General features: G+C 40.8%; 19 protein-coding genes and 1 tRNA gene. 14 read left to right on the top strand and 6 right to left on the bottom strand.

Going from position 1 to position 21,668, the window contains the following annotated elements; all coding sequences use genetic code 11:
- Positions 1–5: 5 nt before the first annotated feature.
- On the bottom strand, positions 6–4,388 hold the full coding sequence (locus Q0688_RS07085) for a hypothetical protein (protein ID WP_299074564.1): 4,383 nt from the start codon (positions 4,386–4,388) through the stop codon (positions 6–8).
- 107 nt (positions 4,389–4,495) lie between these two features.
- Between Q0688_RS07085 and Q0688_RS07080 the strand changes: the two genes are divergently transcribed.
- From Q0688_RS07080 to Q0688_RS07070, 3 genes are all read left to right on the top strand, one after another.
- Positions 4,496–4,903 (top strand): DUF2750 domain-containing protein, encoded by a 408-nt coding sequence (locus Q0688_RS07080; RefSeq protein ID WP_299074561.1) that lies wholly within the window; start codon positions 4,496–4,498, stop codon positions 4,901–4,903.
- A complete protein-coding gene (locus Q0688_RS07075; protein WP_299074559.1) occupies positions 4,904–5,440 on the top strand; it encodes a hypothetical protein in 537 nt (178 codons plus the stop codon).
- A 155-nt stretch (positions 5,441–5,595) separates the two neighbouring features.
- A complete protein-coding gene (locus Q0688_RS07070; RefSeq protein WP_299074657.1) occupies positions 5,596–6,780 on the top strand; it encodes an alginate export family protein in 1,185 nt (394 codons plus the stop codon).
- Positions 6,781–6,869: 89 nt separating this feature from the next.
- On the opposite strand, the gene Q0688_RS07065 is transcribed toward Q0688_RS07070, so the two are convergent.
- Entirely contained in the window at positions 6,870–7,289 is a 420-nt protein-coding gene (locus Q0688_RS07065; RefSeq protein WP_299074557.1) for a DoxX family protein, read from the bottom strand.
- 75 nt (positions 7,290–7,364) lie between these two features.
- Between Q0688_RS07065 and Q0688_RS07060 the strand changes: the two genes are divergently transcribed.
- On the top strand, positions 7,365–7,718 hold the full coding sequence (locus Q0688_RS07060; protein WP_299074555.1) for a VOC family protein: 354 nt from the start codon (positions 7,365–7,367) through the stop codon (positions 7,716–7,718).
- A gap of 31 nt (positions 7,719–7,749) precedes the next feature.
- Here Q0688_RS07060 and rnhA read toward each other — a convergent pair whose 3' ends face one another.
- The gene (gene rnhA, locus Q0688_RS07055; protein WP_299074553.1) at positions 7,750–8,211 is read right to left on the bottom strand and encodes a ribonuclease HI; all 462 of its coding nucleotides are present in this window, start codon (positions 8,209–8,211) and stop codon (positions 7,750–7,752) included.
- A 98-nt stretch (positions 8,212–8,309) separates the two neighbouring features.
- On the opposite strand from rnhA, the gene dnaQ reads away from it, so the two are divergent.
- The 10 genes from dnaQ to Q0688_RS07005 all read left to right on the top strand — a co-directional run bounded on the left by dnaQ (position 8,310) and on the right by Q0688_RS07005 (position 18,894).
- A complete protein-coding gene (dnaQ, locus tag Q0688_RS07050; protein ID WP_299074551.1) occupies positions 8,310–9,014 on the top strand; it encodes a DNA polymerase III subunit epsilon in 705 nt (234 codons plus the stop codon).
- A gap of 25 nt (positions 9,015–9,039) precedes the next feature.
- Positions 9,040–10,542 carry a TIGR03503 family protein gene (locus Q0688_RS07045; RefSeq protein ID WP_299074656.1) on the top strand — a complete coding sequence of 501 codons (1,503 nt, stop codon included), beginning with the start codon at positions 9,040–9,042 and terminating at the stop codon, positions 10,540–10,542.
- Between the two features lie 175 nt (positions 10,543–10,717).
- Positions 10,718–10,794 (top strand) — tRNA-Asp (locus tag Q0688_RS07040).
- Positions 10,795–10,953: 159 nt separating this feature from the next.
- Complete coding sequence (locus tag Q0688_RS07035) at positions 10,954–12,027, top strand: CNNM domain-containing protein (protein ID WP_299074549.1); 1,074 nt, start codon at positions 10,954–10,956, stop codon at positions 12,025–12,027.
- Between the two features lie 15 nt (positions 12,028–12,042).
- A complete protein-coding gene (lolD, locus tag Q0688_RS07030; protein WP_299074547.1) occupies positions 12,043–12,750 on the top strand; it encodes a lipoprotein-releasing ABC transporter ATP-binding protein LolD in 708 nt (235 codons plus the stop codon).
- Positions 12,750–13,985 carry a lipoprotein-releasing ABC transporter permease subunit gene (locus Q0688_RS07025; protein WP_299074545.1) on the top strand — a complete coding sequence of 412 codons (1,236 nt, stop codon included), beginning with the start codon at positions 12,750–12,752 and terminating at the stop codon, positions 13,983–13,985. Before lolD ends, Q0688_RS07025 begins: the two co-directional genes overlap by 1 nt.
- 2 nt (positions 13,986–13,987) lie before the next feature.
- Positions 13,988–16,267: an FdhF/YdeP family oxidoreductase gene (locus tag Q0688_RS07020; protein ID WP_299074543.1), complete on the top strand. Its 2,280-nt coding sequence runs from the start codon at positions 13,988–13,990 to the stop codon at positions 16,265–16,267.
- 83 nt (positions 16,268–16,350) lie between these two features.
- The gene (locus Q0688_RS07015; protein WP_299074542.1) at positions 16,351–17,304 is read left to right on the top strand and encodes a DUF2157 domain-containing protein; all 954 of its coding nucleotides are present in this window, start codon (positions 16,351–16,353) and stop codon (positions 17,302–17,304) included.
- Positions 17,301–18,359 (top strand): DUF4401 domain-containing protein, encoded by a 1,059-nt coding sequence (locus tag Q0688_RS07010; RefSeq protein ID WP_299074541.1) that lies wholly within the window; start codon positions 17,301–17,303, stop codon positions 18,357–18,359. The genes Q0688_RS07015 and Q0688_RS07010 overlap by 4 nt, the downstream gene beginning before the upstream one ends.
- On the top strand, positions 18,349–18,894 hold the full coding sequence (locus Q0688_RS07005; protein WP_299074539.1) for a GDYXXLXY domain-containing protein: 546 nt from the start codon (positions 18,349–18,351) through the stop codon (positions 18,892–18,894). The genes Q0688_RS07010 and Q0688_RS07005 overlap by 11 nt, the downstream gene beginning before the upstream one ends.
- 7 nt (positions 18,895–18,901) lie before the next feature.
- Here Q0688_RS07005 and Q0688_RS07000 read toward each other — a convergent pair whose 3' ends face one another.
- The 3 genes from Q0688_RS07000 to glpT form a co-directional block, all read right to left on the bottom strand.
- Positions 18,902–19,651: an RES family NAD+ phosphorylase gene (locus Q0688_RS07000; RefSeq protein ID WP_299074537.1), complete on the bottom strand. Its 750-nt coding sequence runs from the start codon at positions 19,649–19,651 to the stop codon at positions 18,902–18,904.
- Positions 19,648–20,004: an MbcA/ParS/Xre antitoxin family protein gene (locus Q0688_RS06995; RefSeq protein WP_299074535.1), complete on the bottom strand. Its 357-nt coding sequence runs from the start codon at positions 20,002–20,004 to the stop codon at positions 19,648–19,650. Before Q0688_RS06995 ends, Q0688_RS07000 begins: the two co-directional genes overlap by 4 nt.
- Before the next feature lie 103 nt (positions 20,005–20,107).
- Positions 20,108–21,463 (bottom strand): glycerol-3-phosphate transporter, encoded by a 1,356-nt coding sequence (glpT, locus tag Q0688_RS06990; RefSeq protein WP_299074532.1) that lies wholly within the window; start codon positions 21,461–21,463, stop codon positions 20,108–20,110.
- Positions 21,464–21,668: the final 205 nt, after the last annotated feature.

Genomic DNA, 21,668 nt, shown 5'->3' with positions numbered 1-21,668 from the left:
GCTGACTATTCCTTAAATTGTCCCTTAAGCATGCTGGCGCTATTGGTTAAGCTACCAATAGTGCCTAACACGCCAGCTAGGGACGCGGCGATAATAAAAATCGATTGACCAGAGGTGACGGCCACGCCACCTATGATGAGCACAATTAGCATCCCAAGGGGAATACGATAACTCTTCCAAATACCAGCTTCTCCTTCTCTTACCAATTGACGTAGTGTATCTGTTGATTCAGCGTGTAATACAAAATGTGCAAAACTTTTATTGATTATTGCCAGATGATCATGACGCACTTTGATCATACCGTTAATGGCTAAATGTTCGATCATTTCGGTATTACTAGGGTTAAGGCGGTGTTGTTTCGCCAAGTTATACAAGGCGAGTTTTTCGGCACTAGAACAAGACTCCCATTTAAATCGATACAGCGCGTCTGCATGTAGCAAAATATAGTGGATAGTCGCCCATTCGGTGCTTTTAATACTGTTGCTGTCTCTTTGCCAAAAGCGCGTAGCGGGAATGTGCTCGCTATGCAGTTGCGCGTCTTTAGGCAATTGTTTGCTTAAAAAACGTAATTCAGGGACATCTTTTAATTCATTATATAAAAAATCGGCATCAATATTATGCACAAACTCATGAGTAACTTTCACCGAAAAATCCATTAGGCATTCAGACCAAGACATATACTCAGTATGCTCTAAAACAGAGTTGGATGTTTTAGCAAGGGGATCTTTCATCTTAACTCTTCGCAGGCTCATAAAGCCTGAGTAAAGGGTAAAACTGTGTAAATTCCCCGACATAGTGAGAGACTTTATTTCCATGATCATATCTAGCAAATGTTGTCTAAATTCAATCTTTTCTAAGCAAGTTTCAATGTCCCAAATCTTGACAATGAGTAGCCCTGAATCATTGTCGATACTTAGGTTGATTTTTAAGTTTGGTAAAAACGTATTGTTGACACTGAACATTTGCAAACAAGGACTAAGTTGGAATAAATGCTCAAATCCCGGTAATAATTCTTCGGTACTGTTTTCTCCTTTATTACGATTTTGCGCTTCTTGATTGCGCAATAATAAGGCTAAACCTACACCTGATAATTTGTGGCTGTCCACCTGTATCATCAATAGTCGGCTGGGTTGTTCATGAGACATATTAGACACAGATGAGCACAGTTCCTGAATATGTCTTAAGAAGCCGCTTGGGCAATAAATACGCGGCCACAACACTTTTCGATTGAAATAGAACCATACCCATACTAAGCCCAACAAGATCAAAATAGAGCATAATATGATGTCGTACTCAGGGTTGGTTTTTGATAGGTTGTGATCTAACTTGTTGTTGTCTAATGTGGCGTTTATTAAGTATGTTTTCATCCATTTCCATAGATAAGTAGAGCCCACTAAGGTGCTCATTTTGGGGTAATCTTGAGGCTCAACTGAAGACAAATAACCCTCGCACAATCCTGATTTTGTTTGTTTTGCCGCATTTTTGGCCAGCATGGTTTGTTGCCATTGGTCTTCCATGGGCAATAATAAAAATGGCGGGATCCGTTGTTGCGTTACTGAGTTTGGAAAGCGTTTTAATGCCATTTGTGTCAATTCGCCATACTCCTTATTAATGCCATTACACTCTTGTTGAGAATAATAGAACTGTAGACTTTTCAACGGCATAGCTGCACTAAATTGTAAGTAGGCAAAATGTGTTAAGGCCACTAACCATAAACAAAGAGAAAATAACTTGGCGCCTTTAGTAAACTTCCTAATGGCAGACATATCATGATTGTTTGGTACAAAATGATGTAAATAAAATCGATACAGCATAACCAATAATGCGGCCATTCCAAGCAATGGAATAACCGGAGAGAAAAACCAGCTTAAGGGGCTGTTAGGGAAGCTCATTTGTAACAGTTGACCGATGTAAAATAAGCCATAATTAGTGGTGAAAATAGCGGTGCAAATTAACATGACACGCTTGGTATCTAATGGTTGAGGCAATCCAAGGTTTATTCTTATCCACCGTGTCGATGCCCAATGTTGGGCTATTTTTGCGAACAATAGAATCAGGCTAAGTAACAATACAAAGGTGACTAAAATGTAGATAAATTGATTGGTCATAAAACTATCTAGGCTGTCACTAGGTGAGAACACCACCATGGCCCAATTGTCGACTATTGTAGGGGTTAAGGTGTAATGGCCCGCTTCCCCATGATAGAAGCCATTAATTTGATTGCCTCCTAGCTTGGGATGTACATCTAACCCTGCTTTAATCCATTGACTTAAGTGTGATTCACTGTGTCCAGCGTAGAACAAATTTTCAACTAAGGAGCGATCTTCATCGCTGTGAAATAGTACCTCTCCGGTGTTTCTATCGACCACCATAAATACAAAATCAAATTTAGACGGTGGGGCAAGGCTGACTGATGGAAGAATAACGTCGGCACCTAATACGTAGCCAGCAACCGACATATCTATCGGCATATTTAGATTAGGCTGATGCATTGGCACGGATATAGTGGTTCCTCTTGTTCCATCATTGATGTTTAGAAGACGCTGTATATAGACATTTCGAAACACCACATCATTCATTGATTTAGAATCTTCGACTGAAGTTTGCCATTGCTCTGGTGTTAGGTACTTGGATACGGTTTTTTTATCTGAAAAATCCAATAGCCAGCCTCGATAATCTCGTACTCTTTTGAAGTATTCTCGATGTAATAGTGAAAATGCCTGTGGCTTGGAATTTGATTCTTGAAAATAAATAGAAGGTAGATTGGCAAAGCCTTTTTCGTTAGTAGCAAAAATAGTGAAAATCTTTTGAGCAGTATAGGCAGAAGCATTATTCTCGTCCTGTTGCTTTATGGCAGAGCGTGGAATGTGGGTATTGAATACCTCAGCTTCGTGGTCAAACTCTGCTTGCAACTCACCTGAATAGAAACTAATGACACCCAGTTGTTGGGGATCTTTTTCGTAGGAATCTTGCAATATTGTCGCAGCGGGTAATACGTCATTTTTGGCGATCTGCTGACTAAGGCGATCGACCCTATTTTTGATATTCACCACATTTTCCCAGCGTGTTGCATTGTAGTCTGCGCCTAGTTTGGTGTGCCATTGGTCACTTGCCATAATATGGGGTATAGGCTTGTCTATGGTGCAGTTGACACAAGTCGAACGATCTTTGGCCAGCTCACGCAAGGCATTATTTAATGCAGCAACGGTTTTTTCATATGACCACTTGTACGTTTTTGGCGTGGAACTGTTTTGATCTCCTGAGGTTATAGGTTTTAATTTATTTAGCTGTGCAATAGTAGAGCTATAAAATCCTCGATAAGATGACACCTCATTAAACACTTCTTTCAAATCTTGTTTTAAGTTGTCGGCCAGCTCTGTGGCGTACTGCGTGGCGGCTTGTTGTTTATAAGACTGCAAGCCACTTTTAGTTAAGTAAGACAATATCAATGCTACCAAGACAATATAAAACCCATAACTAGCCGATTGAGTTAATATTCGATAAAACTTAGTGATGGATTGGTTATCAGGTAACAAAAATAATCTGATCAGTGCCCACATAAAAAGTAGGCTGATTAAACTAACCACCAAGACTGAGATATTCCAGTGTCCGCTCCCCTTATTATCTAATCTATGCTTAGGCAACAAACCAACTAAATACAGCCGTTCTAGTAGTGCACCTGTGTTTTTGTCGGAACTTGTTATGTTAAGAGGAGTAGATAAGGTAAAAGGAAAGATGAAAATTCTAAAGTCGCCATAGGATAGCTGCATATCCACATGGCTGCTAAATGTTGGCAAAGTGGCATTTTCTAATGATTCATCGCTCATCTTCTGAGGATTGAAACTTAATGCAGAGAATTTGTTTTTCTGCAATATTTGTTTATTTATACTTTTCATTTCGACTATTGAAATGGTCTTTTCACCACCAGTATTGGCCACCACTTTGCCAGAGTTGTCGGCAAACAAATATTGGCTGAAGCCATCAGTAGTATTAGGTAATAAGTCAGGTAGCTCAATAAAGGCGACAAAATCTTGATTCGATATCTTTATTTGTTGTCCAATGAGTTGATATTTGTATGACTCAGGGAGTAGCTTTTTGTTTGACGATGATTCTCTTGAGTAGCTTGGCAACAACGCCCGAATGGAAGTAACGCTTTCTTCTGATTGATGCATGCTATTTAAAGTATTGAGGTTCTCATTAAACTTATTGGAAGCTTCGTATAATACTCGGTAATAATCATGATTAATCGAAGCACTCGAACGATTTAATAAGCTAAAATACCCAAAACCCGATAGAGCTAAAACAATAACTAATAGATAAACCCAGGTTTTACTCTTTGGAGCTTGAGCACGAGTTGGGGTATTCTGTGGGTCAGTTTCGATTGACATCTTGGCTTACCTGTATATTTAGATTTAATTAAGGTTGTAAACGCCCAAAAAATCAAACGTAAAGCCGAAAAATTAAATTTTAAGACAAAGAAAACTAGGACAATAATATGAATGAAATTTCACCTGAACACTTTCTCGACCTCAGTAAGATGTTACCCGAGTTGCGTTTTGAATATGCGTTATCAAAAATGATTGAAGAACAAAGTCTTTGGGGATTATATGGTGAAAGTGGTTGGGTGATGCTTAAGGCTGATGACGATGCCTGCATACCTATTTGGCCACATAAAGAATTTGCTGAGGCTTGGGTTAAGGATGAGTTTCCTACATGCCAAGCCAAGCAAATTGATTTTGTGGATTGGATTGAAACTTGGCTTCCAGGCATGAAAAATAACAATACCTTAGTGCTGGTTTTTCCTTTAGGAGATGACGAAGAAGGGATCATGCTTGAAGCCGACGAGATGATAGCTTGTATAGAAGACGACTTAAAAAAACTTGGAGAAAGTGGCCTAAGTTAAGTGTTGCAACAGAAACGTCAATTTGGACTGGGCGATCCAAACGCCCAGTTCAATGTGTATATTGGCAATTACCCGAGTATTTCTGAATATTCAAACCTAGACTTAACAAAACCGCTGTCTGCAGGTGAGATCCATAGTATTGGTCAAGCCTGTGGCAACGGTTGGCGTAAAGTGTTTAATGTCTATGCCAAACTGGTATTTGCGCTTAATGCAGAAAATATAGTGGCATTACAAGGCGCGCAAAGTTGGCAGGAATATAGAGATCACACATTATTGCAAAGTCTCTCTAACACTAACTTGCTCTTTTCACCTCCTCAACTAATTGATGTTAAGTCTAGTAATAGCCATTCTGTATATATTGTTATGGGCAAAACATACGCAAAATCTCTCAACTTGCCGTGCACATTGCACTGGCTAGATCACGAATTTGCCTTAAATACTCACCTTAAACTGCTAGTCTGCCCCTATTTTGACTATCGTCAGTTATCGAATATTAAAATAATCCGGCTCGTAAAATTGATTCAAAACAATTTTTGATAATGGCTTAGATCTAAAATACTCATCGTTAAAACGTAATTAAATTAATTTTTAATCGTAGAACGTGTTGTGTGACGGGAATATCAGCACACAAAATTAGGGAGATAACGATGAGAGCCATCCCCAACAAAGCAGTCCAAATATTGGCAATCTATATGGGTTTCGTCACAGTGTTTGTGAGCGCTACGCATAGCCAAATGACATACGCTGCAGGGCTGAGTAACGCGCTTACAGATGGTAAAGCAAGTGTTAATTTAAACTTGCGTTATGAAAGTGTCGAACAAAACAACACCCTAGATGATGCCAATGCCTTCACATTACGCACCTTAATATCTTACGACACCTCAAGTTACAAAGGGTTTTCAGCAAAAATTGAAATGGAAGATTCGCGCATTGTATTAGGTCAAGGAAATTATACTGTTGGACCCAGTGGTTACAATATTGGTGAATATTCGGTAATTGCCGATCCTGAGCATACTGAATTAGATCAGGGATATATTCAGTATAAAAAACGGCGTTTTAGTGCAAAGTTAGGACGTCAAGTCATTACTTTGGATGGGCATAGGTTTGTGGGTCATGTTGGCTGGCGCCAAGATAGACAAACATTTGATGCCTTGTCAGCAAAATATAATCCACTTCAAGAGCTAAGCTTCCACTATGTTTATATCACCCAACGCAACCGTATTTTCGCCCAGGATGCAGACCTAAAGGCAAAAGATCATCTTTTCAATGCGGCCTATAAAACAGCCTATGGCACATTAACGGGTTATGGTTATTTACTTGAAGTGGATAATGATGCCGATAACGCTTTGGATACTTTTGGTATTAGTTTTACGGGCGGCTCTAAAACGGATGATCCACAAGTGTTGTATGGGGCAGAATATGCCAGTCAGAGCAGTCAATCAGCCATAACAGATTATCAGGTAAGGTATTTAAAGCTTGAGACAGGGGTTAAGTTTAGTGATACGACTGCAAAATTGAGTTACGAAGAACTAGGTTCAGATAGAGGCGCCTATGGATTCTCCACTCCTCTGGCCACACTCCACAAATTTAACGGTTGGTCAGATCAGTTTTTAGGAACCCCTGCTCAAGGCCTGATTGATTCAAGTGTCACATTAACAAGTGGCGCTTTTGATGGTGTTTGGACTGCGGTGTTTCACAAATTTAAAGCAGATGCGGTGAGTGACACTGTTGACGATTTAGGCAGTGAGTTAAATTTATCTTATGTGAAAAAGTACGGTAAATACTATAGCGCCGGAATTAAATATGCTGCTTATTCAGCCGGCGATATAAAAACCGACACGGATAAATTTTGGCTCTGGTTAGGTGCGACATTTTAGTGGGTATTATTTATGGATCAGCAAGGTCAAGCTTTGAACGCGTCGACCTTGCTAACGACTGTCAATATATGTGACGGCCAATTTTATGGTTATTTAAGGGGGCTATCCTTTCGATTATCGAAACTTAACCAACCCGTGCCAATATTAGCCACCATCAATAATCCAGCCATAATGCCCATGTTTTTAAAGAAGTTTTGGGTTTCGTGAGTGCGGGCTAACCCTTCCTCCATCCCCCAAAAATCATGCATATAAATACTAATAATTAGGGTCAATCCCGCTAAAATAAAGGCAGCAAACTTCCCCTTAAAGCCCACAATTATGGCTAATCCAGCGGCAATTTGAATGACAATGGTCAGTGGTAACAGAATAGCCGTAGCAGGCACACTGTGAGCCAGCATATACTCAGTCATGGCCTGATAGCCGGTTATCTTTTGTAAACCCGGCAAAATAAAATAGGTACCCATTAATAGCCTACCTAACAACAAACAAAACTTTTCAATGGCGCGCATTGGTTATCCTCAATTTTTAGTGCATTATCATATTTAAAGTGACTAATATGATGCGTTAAAAAACTGGAGAATACTATGAGCCAACATCATAAAATTAACTATATTGAAATCCCCGTGAAGGCCTTAGCATCAAGTAAAGCCTTTTTTAATCAAGTGTTTGCATGGGAGTTTGTGGACTACGGCGATGATTATGCCGCGATAACTGGCGCTGGAATTGACGGCGGATTATATGTATCTGAACACAATATTTCTGTAGATAAAGGCAGTGTATTGGTGGTGTTATACAGTGACGACTTAGCCAAGACCCAAACGGCTATAGAATCTGCTGGTGGCACAATAAAAGTCCCAACCTTTGAATTTCCAGGAGGGCGGAGATTTCATTTTTGTGATGGAAATGATAATGAATATGCTGTGTGGAGTGATAAGTAATCATAGTTTACTTATCCTCCGTTTTTCCTAATTAAGCAGTAAAGCCAGTGTCCTCAGGCAGGTTTTTTCCTTCAGCTGCTTGACGGGCAAGTTGGTCGCAGGCTTCATTTTCTGGATGGCCTGAGTGGCCTTTAACCCAAAACCACTTTACCTTATGTTTTGAAACTTGTTCATCTAATCGTTTCCATAAATCAACATTTTTTACGGGCTTCTTAGCGGCAGTTAACCAACCATTTTTTCGCCAATTTTTAATCCACTTATTAATACCATCTTTTACATACTGACTGTCGGTGGTTAAATTAACCGTACATGTTTCAGTTAAGGTGCCAAGCGCCTCAATAGTGGCTAATAATTCCATTCTATTGTTGGTTGTATGCTTAAAACCTTGGCTAAGTTCCTTACGATGTTTGTCAAAAATCAGCACAGCACCGTACCCCCCTGGTCCTGGGTTGCCTAAGCAGGATCCATCAGTAAAAATTTCTACTTGTTTCATTATTGCCTTATGATTGTTATAAAATTCAGGAATTTATAATTTAGCGCAGTATAATGCTCAAGTTTGTTAATGCCACAACATTTTTGGATGAGCAGAGAATGCGTCAAATTGTATTAGATACCGAAACCACTGGACTCGATCCAAAACAAGGTCACCGAATTATTGAAGTTGGGTGTGTGGAAATGGTCAACCGTCGTCTAACGGGGAAAACTTTTCACAAATACATCAACCCGCAACGCCTAGTGGAACAAGAAGCCATAGAGGTACATGGGATCAGCAATGAATTTTTAGCGGATAAACCCGTATTCAGTGCTATAGCCAATGAATTTATTGACTTTATCCGTGGGGCTCAGCTGGTGATCCATAACGCACCTTTTGATATCGGCTTTATGGATCATGAGTTTGCAAAGCTACCTGCTTTGCCGCTCAAAGAGTCTAACAAGATGTGTACTGTACTAGATACTTTAGTACTAGCAAGGCAGATCCATCCCGGCCAGAAAAACAATCTTGATGCCTTGTGTAAGCGTTATGGAATAGATAACTCTCATCGAGAAAAGCATGGAGCCTTGTTAGACGCAGAGATCCTTGCTGACGTTTATCTCATGATGACAGGGGGTCAAACTGATCTTAATTTAAGTGGAAAGACCAATAATGAAGGTGGACAAATAGAAACCATCCGTCGCTTATCTACTGAGCGAAAACCGTTAAAGGTTGTGATGGCAACGGCCGATGAACTAGAACAGCATGAAAGTCGTTTAGACTTAGTGGTTGAAAAGGGTGGCGCCTGCATTTGGCGTCAATGAATACTAAAAAGTGAGTAGCCAAAACATGTTAATACGGGTTTTATCTGTGGTTAGTTTTTGGCTGTTGGTGAATCTAAGCTTTTCCGTTCAATCTAATCCCCTAAATACGAAAGTCAATGATTCACCACCAGTGGAACAAAATATCAATGAAGATGCATCACCTATTACCCAATTAGGAACGAAATATCACAATAGTATTGCGTTGTTACAAAATCGTTTCCGAATAGACTTTGAAGTTGACGAAATTACCATGATTTTCTTTCGAGAGTATGGCTCGGCTCCTATTGTATTAGTCAGGCCTGATGGTTCTAAAATTTTTCAATCGAGTGCTGATGGAGAAAGTGTATTTTGGTTTGATTCTACAACCTACGACATGATCAGTATTAAAAACCCAACCCCTGGACCTTGGCAGGCCGTTGGGAAAATTACCCCTGAAAGTCGGGTGATGGTAGTAAGTGATTTAGCACTTCATGCGGACCCATTACCTAATATTATTTTTTCCGGTGAAATTCTTAAACAAACAGCTTATCTCACCAATAATAATGAGCCTATTGATTACACTGCATTTAGAGATGTGGTTGAGTTAACTATTTCACTGTCGAGCACCAATAATCCTGATTTCAATAATTTCGGCGCTAAACCTGAGATAGTGGCTTTTTTCGAGGACAATGGAAAAGGCATGGACGAACGGCCTTTGGATGGGGTTTTCACAGGCCAATTTAATCTTGCAATTGCCGACGGCGAGTGGATCCCTACATTTAGCGTGGCAACGCCCATGTATACCCGTAACCAAGTGGATCCTAAATTGAGACTGTTAGCCAACCCCATTAATATCGATATTGAACTGGATGAAGGGGGCGGGGGCTACCATAAGCTAAAAATTGATGCTCAACGTGAACATGTGAACATGTCTACCTTATTAATTGATGGAAAAGTACGATTCCCTAATGGTGATATTCACAATTTCTCTATTACAGAGATGTCCGATCATGTCCGAGAACATCTAATTGTAAACTTTGGATTTGGCGTATATCGCGTTAAACTAACGGCCTATGGCACGACCCTAGGTGGCAGGGAGTTTATTTTAGATGTGCCCGAATATAGTTTTTTAAGCGAAGAGCCTGAACCTGTTCCTGTGGCAACTAACGATGCTGTTTCTAGTCCACAGTTACCAGGCACGGCAGCTGAAAGTGAAGCTGAACTGACAGCCCCCCCCGAACAAAGCCAAAATACACCTGAAGAAAAAATGTCTACAACAACATTAGTTATGGTGATTGTGAGCGTAAATTTGGTTATTTTAATCCTTGGTATTGGGGTGATTTGGTATTTAACTACAGACAAAAAGCCTAGCTTCAAAAAAAGTAAAGAGAGTTCCAAGCAAGAAGATGAGCTAAATAGCATTGAAAAACCGGGATTCTTTGAAAAAATATTTAAGCGTAAACACAAAGCTGAACTCCCAGAGCAACAGCCTAAGGAAGAAGCAAAAACAGACCCAGGGTTTATGGATTTATCTATTCCAAAAGAATGATCCTTTGGCGGTAAAATCAACAAATTGTTTAATACAACAGCAAACAGCACTTTTAACTGTAATTCCCATAAAAAAGCTGTTGACTAGTATGGGGTGAACCCGTATTATCTGCGCCGCGGTCGACAAGGGATATGATTTATTTCTTAGTTAACTGTTTGATAACATTGAAAATTGTGGAGTGGTAGTTCAGTTGGTTAGAATACCGGCCTGTCACGCCGGGGGTCGCGAGTTCGAGTCTCGTCCACTCCGCCATTAAATTGTTGTTCACACCGTAAATTTCAGCTCTTAGCATTTTCTTCATTAAATTTTATAAACACTACGTAATCTGCTTATGGTTTGATAAGCTTATGTTATGCCTGTTATTTCTACTTATACATTGTATTTAGTGTTGTTCTCTGAGATCTAATTTCTATGCTTCTGTTATTAATCTATATCGTTATTGCTTTAGGCTTTTCGTTTATCTGTTCAATTGCAGAAGCGGTAATCTTGAGTATTTCTTCTGCTTACATTTCAGTTTTGGAAAATAAAGGCCATCCTTCAGGCTCGTTGTTGAAGAGCCAAGTCAACGATATCAATCGCCCCCTTGCCGCTATTTTAAGTTTAAACACTATTGCACATACTATGGGAGCAGCGGGTGCCGGTGCGCAAGCGGCTGTGGTTTTTGGTGATGCCTATCTTGGGGTGGCATCGGCTGTTTTAACCTTATTGATCCTCGTCTTTTCAGAAATTATTCCTAAAACGTTAGGGGCAACCTATTGGCGTCAACTTGCCCCTGTTACCGCATACTTTTTAAAATATTTGATGATAGTGTTATGGCCATTGGTGCAAATGGCACAAAAGATGACATCTAGAATGCATGATGAGTCGCCTCTTGTAGGGCTAAACAGAGACGAGCTTTCTGCAATGACAGCTTTGTCATTGGAAGAAGGTCAAATTGCTGCTCGTGAAGCAACCGTTATGCAAAATTTACTCAATTTAAAACAGCTTAAAGTACGTCAGGCCATGACACATCGTACTGTGGTGTTTTCTTTGCCTGATACCTTGACTGTGGCGGAGTTCCTAAAAGAACATGGGGAAGTGTCTTTTTCTCGTATCCCGATTTATGAAGACAATGAACCCGAAAAGATCACGGGCTATGTGTTGAAATCCGATTTATTGTTAGCCTTTGCCCGTGATAATGGAGATATGCCTCTAAAGCGCTTTCAAAAGGATATGGTCACTATTTTAAGCAGCATGTCTTTGGCAAAAGCCTTTACGCCTTTGCATTCGCAACGAGGAAATATGTTGCTAATTGTGGATGAATACGGCGGGTTAGAAGGCGTACTGACAGTTGAGGATTTAGTTGAGAGCTTGTTCGGGATAGATATCATTGATGAAAGTGATCAAGTCGTCAGTATGCGTAAGTTGGCGCGAATTTTGGCTAAAAAACGAGAAAAGAAACGCCTTGCTCGGGTTCAAAAAAGCAAGGCTACAAAAATTGATTAGGAAGATGTGCTAGTTATGGGTGAGTTACTTAAATGTGTCAATTTATCTAAAGAATACAACGATGGAGAAAATAGCGTTAAGGTGCTCAAAGGCGTTAATTTTCATGTGAATATCGCAGAACAAGTCGCTATTGTGGGGAGTTCTGGCTCGGGTAAGAGTACCTTATTGCATTTACTAGGCGCTTTGGATACCCCTACATCGGGCCAAGTATTGTTTGAACAACAAGATATATTCACCTTCAACAGTAATCTACAGGCGAAGTTTCGTAATCAATCTCTTGGTTTTATTTATCAATTTCATCATTTGTTACCAGAGTTTAACGCCTTGGAAAACGTGGCCATGCCTTTGTTGATTGCAAAAAAGTCAGTTAATCATGCCAGTGAGATGGCAAAAGCCATGTTGGATAAAGTTGAATTGTCACACAGGTACACCCATAAACCTTCTGAATTATCAGGGGGAGAGCGACAACGTGTTGCTATCGCTCGAGCATTAGTAACACAACCTAAGCTTATTCTTGCAGATGAACCAACAGGTAACCTCGATCAAAAAACCGGTGAAGGGATCTATCGACTACTTCAGGAATTGCGAGAACAAACCCAAACCAGTTTTGTGGTGGTTACCCACGATACGCAATTAGCCAATCGATTAGATCGATCCTTAAGCCTTATAGATGGCTGTTTAACCTCCCCAGAGAAAACATCAACAGCGACGAGTACGCAATAGTGAGATTGGTTTGGTTGTTGGCATGGCGGTTTAGGTCAGACAAGCACCAAAATGGCTTTGTATCATTCATTTCCGCTTCTTCTACTTTTGGAATTGGCCTTGGATGTTTTGTGTTAATACTATTGTTGTCGGTAATGAATGGATTTGAGCGGGAACTAAAAGATCGTTTATTGTCAATTATTCCACATGCCGAGTTTCAATCTGTGTATGCAAGTGGCATAAAGGATTGGCCTGCCGTAGTGACATCACTGCAGCAACACCCAGAAGTAACTTATGTGGAGCCATATGTAAATGCAACAGGCATGCTGCAAAAAGGCAATCATATGAAAGCGGTAGAAATGACAGGTATCGACCCTAACTACGCCCAGGATGGTGTTATTCCAAGTTTAGTCAAACCACAACAGTGGCAGCAATTCCAATCAGATCCATATGCCGCTATGTTAGGCGTAGGCATAATGCATAACTTAGGACTAGAAGTGGGGGATAAGGTACAAATTTTATTGCCTCAATTATCTGAAAACTTAGATCTAAGTGCACCAAAAACCTTAAGACTCAATATTGTCGCAACTTTAGATTTGGGAGGGGAATTAAATAATCATCTTGGTTATATGCATATGGCGTTAGCGGCTAAAACCCAAAATATAAGCCATGGTGCTCAGGGAATTCGCTTAGGATACAGGGATGCGTTCACAGCTAAACATCTGACTCAGCAAATCGGCTTTGAATTAACGCCAGAAGTGTATATGTCAGATTGGACAATTAATGATGGCAATCTTTATCAAGACATACAATTGGTAAGAGCTGTGGTATATATCGCATTGAGTTTAGTGATTGCCGTGGCTTGTTTTAATATTGTGTCAACCCTTGTCATGGCGGTAAATGAAAAACAAAGTGAAATTGCTATGCTAAAAAGCATGGGAGCAAAAAACCGTCTAATTGTTTTTGTGTTTATGCTACAAGGCACGCTGAATGGGTTAATAGGTACAATTGTGGGGGTTATATTGGGAGTCTTAATGGCTACTAATTTGGCCTCGGTGGCACGCTTTGTTGAAGATTTATTCGGGATACAATTTTTGTCCGGTGATGTGTATTTTATTAACTTTTTGCCCTCAGAGTTAAATTGGAATGAAGTCTTCTTTACCGCGCTGATTGCCGTGGTACTGAGTGTTGTAGCAACGCTATACCCTGCAATTAAAGCGGCAAAAATAAACCCTGCGACAGTACTAGGGCATTAACGATGAAGAACAACCCTATTGAAGTGAGAAATATTCAAATCACCGACCAAAAAGATTGGGCTGCAGGCGTGCCTGCTGTTGCATCGGCATATAAAAATGTCAGTGTTAAAGTCGGCCCAATCAAAGGGACTAAATTACTTGCACAGCTAAATCAGATAGAAGGCTTTGATTGCCCAGGTTGCGCTTGGCCTGACCCTTTATTAAAACGCTCCACTTTTGAATTTTGCGAAAATGGTGCCAAAGCGGTGGCAGATGAAGCGACGTTAAAACGCGCCACAGCAAAGTTTTTCGCTAGTCACAGCATTGATGATTTAAAACAAAAAAGCGATCGTTGGTTAAATGATCAAGGTCGACTTATTGAGCCGTTATTGCTAGCAGAAGGGTCAAGCCACTATCAACCAATCAGCTGGAGTAATGCCTTAACGCTTATAGCAGGTAATTTAAAGAAACTTACCTCACCGAACCAAGCTGCCTTTTATACTTCTGGGCGCACCAGTAACGAAGCGGCGTTTTTATATCAATTATTTGTCCGAGAGTTTGGCACCAATAATTTACCCGATTGTTCAAATATGTGTCACGAGTCAAGTGGTGTGGGATTAAGTGAAACTATAGGTGTGGGTAAAGGTACGGTATCGTTAGAAGATTTAGAGCATAGTGAGGCCATTTTTATATTTGGTCAAAATCCTGGCTCAAACCATCCTAGAATGTTGAGTTCGCTACAAGCGGCTAAGCGCCAAGGAGCAAAAATAGTCGCGGTCAATCCTTTGGACGAAGCGGGTTTGCAACGCTTTAAAAACCCTCAAGAAGTACAAGGTGTAATAGGCGAGGGGACCGCCTTACGAGATCTATATTTACCGGTAAAGATTAATGGTGACATTGCTTTATTAAAAGGCCTATGTAAAGCCCTGATTGAAAGAGACGAAGCCGGCCAAGAGGTGCTAGATAAAGCCTTTATTTCTGAATACTGCCAAGGTTTTTCCACCTTTAGGCAAGATATATTGGCAACGTCTTGGGAGAAGATCGAACACCACAGTGGCTTAACCCAACAGCAAATTAATCAGGCGGCAGATATTGCCTGTGGCTCAAAAAAGACAATCTGTTGCTGGGCAATGGGTATGACCCAACATAAAAATGCTGTGGCTAATATTCAGCTGATGACGAACTTCTTAATGCTGCAAGGCAATTTAGGCAAACCTGGCGCAGGAGTGTGCCCAGTGCGCGGCCATAGCAATGTTCAAGGCGACCGTACTATGGGCATTTGGGAAAAGCCTTCCAAGGCTTTTCTTGATGGATTACAACAAACTTATCACTTTGATGTGCCAACCGAGCATGGCTACGACAGTATTGAAACTATTCAAGCTATGGCACAAGGGCAAGTGAAAGTATTCTTTGCCTTAGGCGGCAACTTTTTTCGCGCTACTCCTGACCATACAGCTACCAAACAGGCGTTAGCTAACTGTGAATTAACGGTGCAAGTATCCACAAAACTCAATCAATCTCATTTGTATACGGGGAAAAATGCCCTCATTTTACCAGCGCTTGGGCGCACCGAAATTGATCAGCAATCCTCTGGCATTCAAACGGTGACAGTGGAAAATTCAATGGGGGTAGTGCAAACCTCTCACGGTAAAATCCCTCCGGCTTCAAATTTACTAAAAAGTGAAGTGGCCATTGTTGCCGGTTTAGCTCAGCGAACCTTAGAAAACAGCCAAATTAACTGGCAACATATGCAAGACGACTATCGCGTTATTCGCGATGGCATTGCGCAAGTGGTCCCGGGTTTTGAAAACTTTAATCAACGTATCGATGAACTAGGCGAATTTGAGTTGCCTAATGCTGTACGAGATAAACGGGAGTTTGCTACCCAAAGTGGCAAGGCAAATTTTGTGGTACATAACATTGAGTCTATTTTGGTGCCGGCTGGTTGCTTATTGATGATGACTATTCGTAGTCACGACCAGTTTAATACCACTGTGTACACCAATAATGATAGATATAGAGGTATATATGGCAGCCGCCGAGTTGTTTTTATCAATGGAGATGATTTAGCAGAATTAGGTTTTAAGGCAGGGCAGCAGGTTGATATACATAGCCACTGGCCAAATGAGAAGGTAAAAACACGAGTAGCTAAAGATTTTACTTTAGTCGAATATGCTATTCCTAGAGGCTGCGCTGCGGCTTATTACCCAGAAACCAATGACTTGATCCCACTTAGCGCCGTGGCTGATAAGAGTAATACCCCTGCCTATAAATCTGTGGTGATAAGTGTGCATAAAGCCTAAGGCTAACCTCCAACTATTTTGAAAAAAGCAGCCTATGATTTCTCATGATGTTTTCTCTGCCATTACTGTTATAGGAGCTAAGTATGATTGACCCACACGCCTCTGAAACGCGGCGTACCTTCGCTGATTTGATTGAACAAAAATATCTTAGCTTAGAGCAGAGCCCTGATGCCTTAGCTTCAAGCGAAATCTCTCCCTCTGCGAAACAGTGGCAAGGCTTTATCGCAACTATGTTACTTTGGTTCGGCGCTATGGCATTGGCGTTCAGTGTTATATTTTTTATTGCCGCCAATTGGCAGGATATAGGGCGCATGACTAAATTTGCCCTAGTAGAAATTGCTTTAGTGATGGCAATGGTTAGTTTTGTCAAATGTAAGCATGATAATAAACTCAAACAAGCTAGTTTAGTGGTGAGTATGTTATTAGTGGGCGCATTAATGGCGCTATTTGGACAAACTTATCAAACTGGCGCCGACCCTTGGCAGTTATTTTTTAACTGGGCAATAGTCACCACTCCTTGGGTTATTATTAGCCGCTCTAGTGTTATGTGGGTGCTGTGGTTACAATTATTGAACCTTTCTGTCGGCCTCTATTATCAAACCTTTGGTGGGTTTCTCAGCTATAACTGGCCCTTGTTTTTATTCAATGCTTTAGCTTTGCTTGTATGGCAAGTAAGTGTGGTTAAATATTCTTTTTTAAACAAAGGCTGGGCAATTAATTGGTTAGCCTTAGTAAGCAGCTATTTTGGTTTGTGGGTATTTTCCCAAGCACTATTTGATGATAGACCGATTCAAGTGCTGATTTGGTGCGGTTGGGCGGGAGCGCTATTTTATATCTACCGTTACCGTACTTTGAATGTATTTATGTTGGCAGTTTGGTCCCTGTCAATTTTGGTTGCAGGCAATGCTTTGTTAATCAAGATCTTACCTGATAGTTTTGATGCTTTTTCTTTTCTGATTTTAACTTCTGTTACCGTTGCAGGCGGTACTTATTTAACGGTTTGGCTAAAAGGCTTGAGTAAGGTGTCTCGCTTATGAAAAATTCTCAGCAATGGCTGGAGTCACTCAAGCAGCAAGGATTAATAACTACAGTAGCTGTAAAGGACAAGCAGGAGCAAGATCCCCCTTGGTATATTAAAACGCTAATGGGCTTTTGTGGTTGGCTGGCAGCTATTTTTATTCTCGGTTTTTTGGCCGTTGGGATGGGCAGTTTATTCGATAACCTTTTTGCCTTAAGCATAGTCGGGACGCTAATGATTGCCGCAAGTTATGGCCTTCTATCTTCATCAAAATTAGAGTTTGTTGCGCATCTAGGATTAGCGGTGAGTTTTGCCGGCCAGGCGCTTATTGCCTTTGCTTTATTTGAATATGGCAACATACCGACATTATGGGCTTGGTTGCTGTTAACCATGTTACATGCAGGTTTGGCAATGTGTATGCCCAGCTACATTCATGCTATGTTGTCGGCGTATTTTGCGACATTTTGCTTGTCTTTCTTTATGTTCGAAGCCGGTGCTGTGTCTTATTTCAGTAGCCTTGTTTTGTTAGTCGTTGCCAATATGTGGTTACGAGAATTTACCTTTAGCCAACAGGTGCGAAAGTTGCAAAGTATGGCCTACGGAATAGTTGTTGGCTTAGTTCAGTTTAAAACTATGGCGCTGCTTATTGGTCAGGGGATATTCTGGGATCAAGCCTCACTGCCTGATGTTAATCAATGGATTGATGAGGGGCTCAATGTATTGGTACTTCTGTTCATTTTACAGCAACTTGTTAGGCATAAAACAACAATATTAAACACGGGCGAAAAATGCTTTGCTGCGGCGCTGGTTGTATTGCTTTGTATTGGCTCTTTTTTTGCTCATGGCATTGTGTCTAGTCTGTTAATCATCATCCTTGGTTTTGCCACTCAAAATAAAATTTTATGGGTGTTAGGCATGCTCTCGGCCATTTTAAATATCTCTGCCTACTACTATCTTTTGGATATTTCATTACTCGATAAGTCATTTATTTTGGCCGGGTTAGGGACAACGGCATTATTACTGGCGTATATATGCAATGCATTATCTAACCTAAGGGCAGATCATGAAAACTAATATTGTGGTGCTGCTAACGGGAATGACTATTATATTTTTGGTTAATTTCGCTATTTGGCAGAAACAGACCCATTTAGATAAAGGGGAAGAGATATTTCTAGAGCTTGCGCCTGTGGATCCTCGCTCTTTGATGCAAGGGGATTATATGGCTTTGCGTTTTGAGCTTAGTGATGCCATTCAAAAAGCCATCTTTGCTACCGATACCCCCCAACAACAAAACTTTCCAGCTAATGCAGGGAAAGGCGTGTTTTCTTTAACATATGACGGTTTTGTTGTAGTTGAAAAAGATATAAATCAAGTCGCACAATTTGTTCGTATTAATAATGAACAAGCTATCAGTTCCAATCAAAGAAAATTGCAGTTTAGAATACGCAATAACAAGATTAAATTTGCCACTAATGCTTTTTTCTTCGAAGAAGGTGATGGGGCGATATACCAAGATGCTCGCTATGGCGTGTTTCGATTAAATGATAAAGGTGAAGTGTTACTGACCGGTATGCTCGATGCAAACCGGCAACCCTTAGGTGATAATTAAATCGCGGTCAGGATAAAGAGGGCATTTTTCCATTATGCAAGAATTGCTCTTGGGTAAACGTCACTGGAAAGGCCCGAGGTTGACAAAACCGCACTATCCCAGCTTGAGGATCGGTCTGGCAGATATATTCTAACTTGTCTTCAGGTTTTGTAGATTGAATAACCTTGTGGTTGTCGATGGCTAAATTGATACCTTGAACTTGTGAGCGCGCTGAAAAATAGCGCAATATATCTGCTCCCGCTTGACGACCGAGTTTCCCGATTTGTTGCGAAAATTGATAGGATCCAGGGTGGGTTAATTGCTGGACTATGTCAGATTGTGAGATCCGAGTTAGATCTAACGTATGGTGACTTAAAACCTGAACAAAAAATAATGAGTGATCCGACTGTATGATCTTAGGGAAGGGCTCTTCGGTGCCTGCAATAAGATAAAAACGATAAAAAGCAGCCTCAGCTAAGCAGGTTGAAATAGACTCGCTGGCATAGAAAAAACTGGGCTCGGTTAATGTACCAAAGCGGGACCCGTACTCTAAAGGAGGATATCGAAAGGGAGTGGCAATAAGGTAATGTAGTGACTCTGTGCCTTCAGCGTAACTAGGTTTAAAGTCATCCAAAATTTGCTCTAAAATGGCTTGCTCTTCAAGGTCATCAACTAAGGATAAGGTCGCCGCATATTCTTGGGTTTCAACCATGCGACATACCGAATTTTTATACGCCCGTAATCCTCCAGAAATCTCTAACAGTTCATCTAAATTCAAGCCTTGCCTCGTAGCGCATCTAAATAGGCATTGATATTGACTAAACCTGTCACTGTAAAACACAACTCTTTAGGTACGCCGCGAACATGTGTGTTTTTATGCTCAAACCAATGTTTCATTGCCATAGTATCGCCACCAAATAACGCAAATAATGAGCGATACAGGCGAATAAAAAGGATCTGAAGTTCACTTTGTTTGGAGCCAGTGTCGAAACTGAGTTTACGTAATAATGTAGAGCGGCCCACACCTATTAATTTTGCCGCTTGAACATCAGAAATTCCCATCGATTTATAGGCATTAATATAGGCTTTCATAATTACTGTTTGATTGTTTGCTGTTTTCAGAGCTTGCATATCACTCACCTTAATAGATTAAAGTGATTATAACACAGCTGTACCATTTGAGACAACGTTATGGCCATTGTCTCAAATGGTGTTCTTCGAGCCCGGCCTTGTGTTAATTGGCCACAGGGGCTTGGTTGCTCTCATGGGCTACTTCGTGTTTTAAGGTCATTGCAATCAATAAGATAGAGCAAATACAGCCACCTACTAGCAATACAAAGCCACCGTCCCAGCCGAAGTGATCCACTGTATAACCTAGGGCTATATTGGCTACCACAGCGCCTCCTAAGTAACCAAACAAGCCAGTTAATCCTGCCGCAGTGCCCGCTGCCTTTTTAGGTACTAGCTCTAGCGCAAATAAGCCAATTAACATTACTGGGCCGTAAATTAAGAAGCCAATCGCCATAAGGGCAATAATATCAACAGTTGGATTACCCGCTGGATTAAACCAGTAAACCAATACGGCTCCTAACACTAATACCATATATAAAATGGCCGCAGGTGCGCGGCGCCCTTTAAACCAAGCATCACTAATGTAACCACATAATAAGGTGCCAGGAATGCCGGCCCATTCGTATAAAAAATACGCCCAAGAACTCTTATTAAATGAAAAGTCTTTTACTTCGTATAAGTAAGTCGGTGCCCAGTCAAGTACACCGTAGCGAATAAGGTAAACAAAAGCATTGGCCACGGCTATATACCAAAGTAATTTGTTGTTCAGTACATACTTAAAGAATATTTCTTTGGCACTAAACTCTTGTTCATGGGCTGCTTCATAATCTTTAGGGTAATCGTTGCGGTGGGCCTCTATGGGGGGCAATCCACAAGATTGCGGCGTGTCTCTTAAGGTGAAAAAGATAAATACCGCGATTACAGAGGCGGCAAAAGCAGGGACATAAAAAATACTATGCCATTCATTAAACCAAGCCATGCCTAATATCGACAAAGGCCCAATTAACCCGCCGCCTACATTATGGGCAATATTCCAGAAAGAAACGGTTTTGCCCCGTTCGTTGCCAGAAAACCAATGCACCATAGTGCGGCCACACGCTGGCCAGCCCATACCCTGTGCCCAGCCGTTTAAAAATAGTAATAAAAAGATGGCACTAACACTTTGGGTAGCCCAAGAGGTAAAGCCGAATATAAACATAACGCCGGCCGATATCAGTAAACCTGTCATTAAGAAAAAACGGGGATTACTGCGGTCGGATACGCTTCCCATTAGAAATTTACTCAAACCATAGGCAATTGACACGGCTGATAGGGCAAAGCCTAGCTCACCCTTGCTAAAACCTTGTTCTTCAATCAGGAAAGGCATGGCTAAAGAGAAATTCTTACGGACTAAATAATATCCCGCATAACCAACAAAAATGCCCATAAACACTTGCCAGCGCAGGTGTTTATAATCATTGTCTATTTGGTCTTTGGGACGTGATGGAATATGTGGAGCGGGTTTAAAAATACCGAACATAACAGCTGAACCTAATTTTTGTTTCGCTAATTAGAACAGATAATTATCTATAGATGTATCAATAATTTACCTTTTGTTGGGATTCGCTTTATGGCGTCAAACCCCCTGAATGTATCCTTTGGTGTTTAGTCTAGGTTTAGTAAAGTATTTGGGCTAGGTTGCAACAGGGGTAAAAGCTCCCTAGCCCGATCGTAATATGATAAAC

The organism is uncultured Paraglaciecola sp. (assembly GCF_937123705.1).
In the GTDB taxonomy this organism is placed as follows: Bacteria; Pseudomonadota; Gammaproteobacteria; order Enterobacterales; family Alteromonadaceae; genus Paraglaciecola.
Note: the sequence above shows the minus strand (reverse complement) of the source record. Positions and strands in the feature narration are given on the sequence as shown.

What these genes read in the sequence shown, in the direction of transcription:
- dnaQ (WP_299074551.1), top strand. Translation starts at nt 8,310, where the DNA reads ATGCGTCAAATTGTATTAGATACCGAAACCACTGGACTCGATCCAAAA.
- Q0688_RS07005 (WP_299074539.1), top strand. Translation starts at nt 18,349, where the DNA reads ATGAAAACTAATATTGTGGTGCTGCTAACGGGAATGACTATTATATTT.
- Q0688_RS07080 (WP_299074561.1), top strand. Translation starts at nt 4,496, where the DNA reads ATGAATGAAATTTCACCTGAACACTTTCTCGACCTCAGTAAGATGTTA.
- Q0688_RS07060 (WP_299074555.1), top strand. Translation starts at nt 7,365, where the DNA reads ATGAGCCAACATCATAAAATTAACTATATTGAAATCCCCGTGAAGGCC.
- Q0688_RS07020 (WP_299074543.1), top strand. Translation starts at nt 13,988, where the DNA reads ATGAAGAACAACCCTATTGAAGTGAGAAATATTCAAATCACCGACCAA.
- glpT (WP_299074532.1), bottom strand. Translation starts at nt 21,463, where the DNA reads ATGTTCGGTATTTTTAAACCCGCTCCACATATTCCATCACGTCCCAAA.
- Q0688_RS07015 (WP_299074542.1), top strand. Translation starts at nt 16,351, where the DNA reads ATGATTGACCCACACGCCTCTGAAACGCGGCGTACCTTCGCTGATTTG.
- Q0688_RS07065 (WP_299074557.1), bottom strand. Translation starts at nt 7,289, where the DNA reads ATGCGCGCCATTGAAAAGTTTTGTTTGTTGTTAGGTAGGCTATTAATG.
- Q0688_RS06995 (WP_299074535.1), bottom strand. Translation starts at nt 20,004, where the DNA reads ATGCAAGCTCTGAAAACAGCAAACAATCAAACAGTAATTATGAAAGCC.
- Q0688_RS07035 (WP_299074549.1), top strand. Translation starts at nt 10,954, where the DNA reads ATGCTTCTGTTATTAATCTATATCGTTATTGCTTTAGGCTTTTCGTTT.
- rnhA (WP_299074553.1), bottom strand. Translation starts at nt 8,211, where the DNA reads ATGAAACAAGTAGAAATTTTTACTGATGGATCCTGCTTAGGCAACCCA.
- lolD (WP_299074547.1), top strand. Translation starts at nt 12,043, where the DNA reads ATGGGTGAGTTACTTAAATGTGTCAATTTATCTAAAGAATACAACGAT.
- Q0688_RS07045 (WP_299074656.1), top strand. Translation starts at nt 9,040, where the DNA reads ATGTTAATACGGGTTTTATCTGTGGTTAGTTTTTGGCTGTTGGTGAAT.
- Q0688_RS07010 (WP_299074541.1), top strand. Translation starts at nt 17,301, where the DNA reads ATGAAAAATTCTCAGCAATGGCTGGAGTCACTCAAGCAGCAAGGATTA.
- Q0688_RS07070 (WP_299074657.1), top strand. Translation starts at nt 5,596, where the DNA reads ATGGGTTTCGTCACAGTGTTTGTGAGCGCTACGCATAGCCAAATGACA.
- Q0688_RS07085 (WP_299074564.1), bottom strand. Translation starts at nt 4,388, where the DNA reads ATGTCAATCGAAACTGACCCACAGAATACCCCAACTCGTGCTCAAGCT.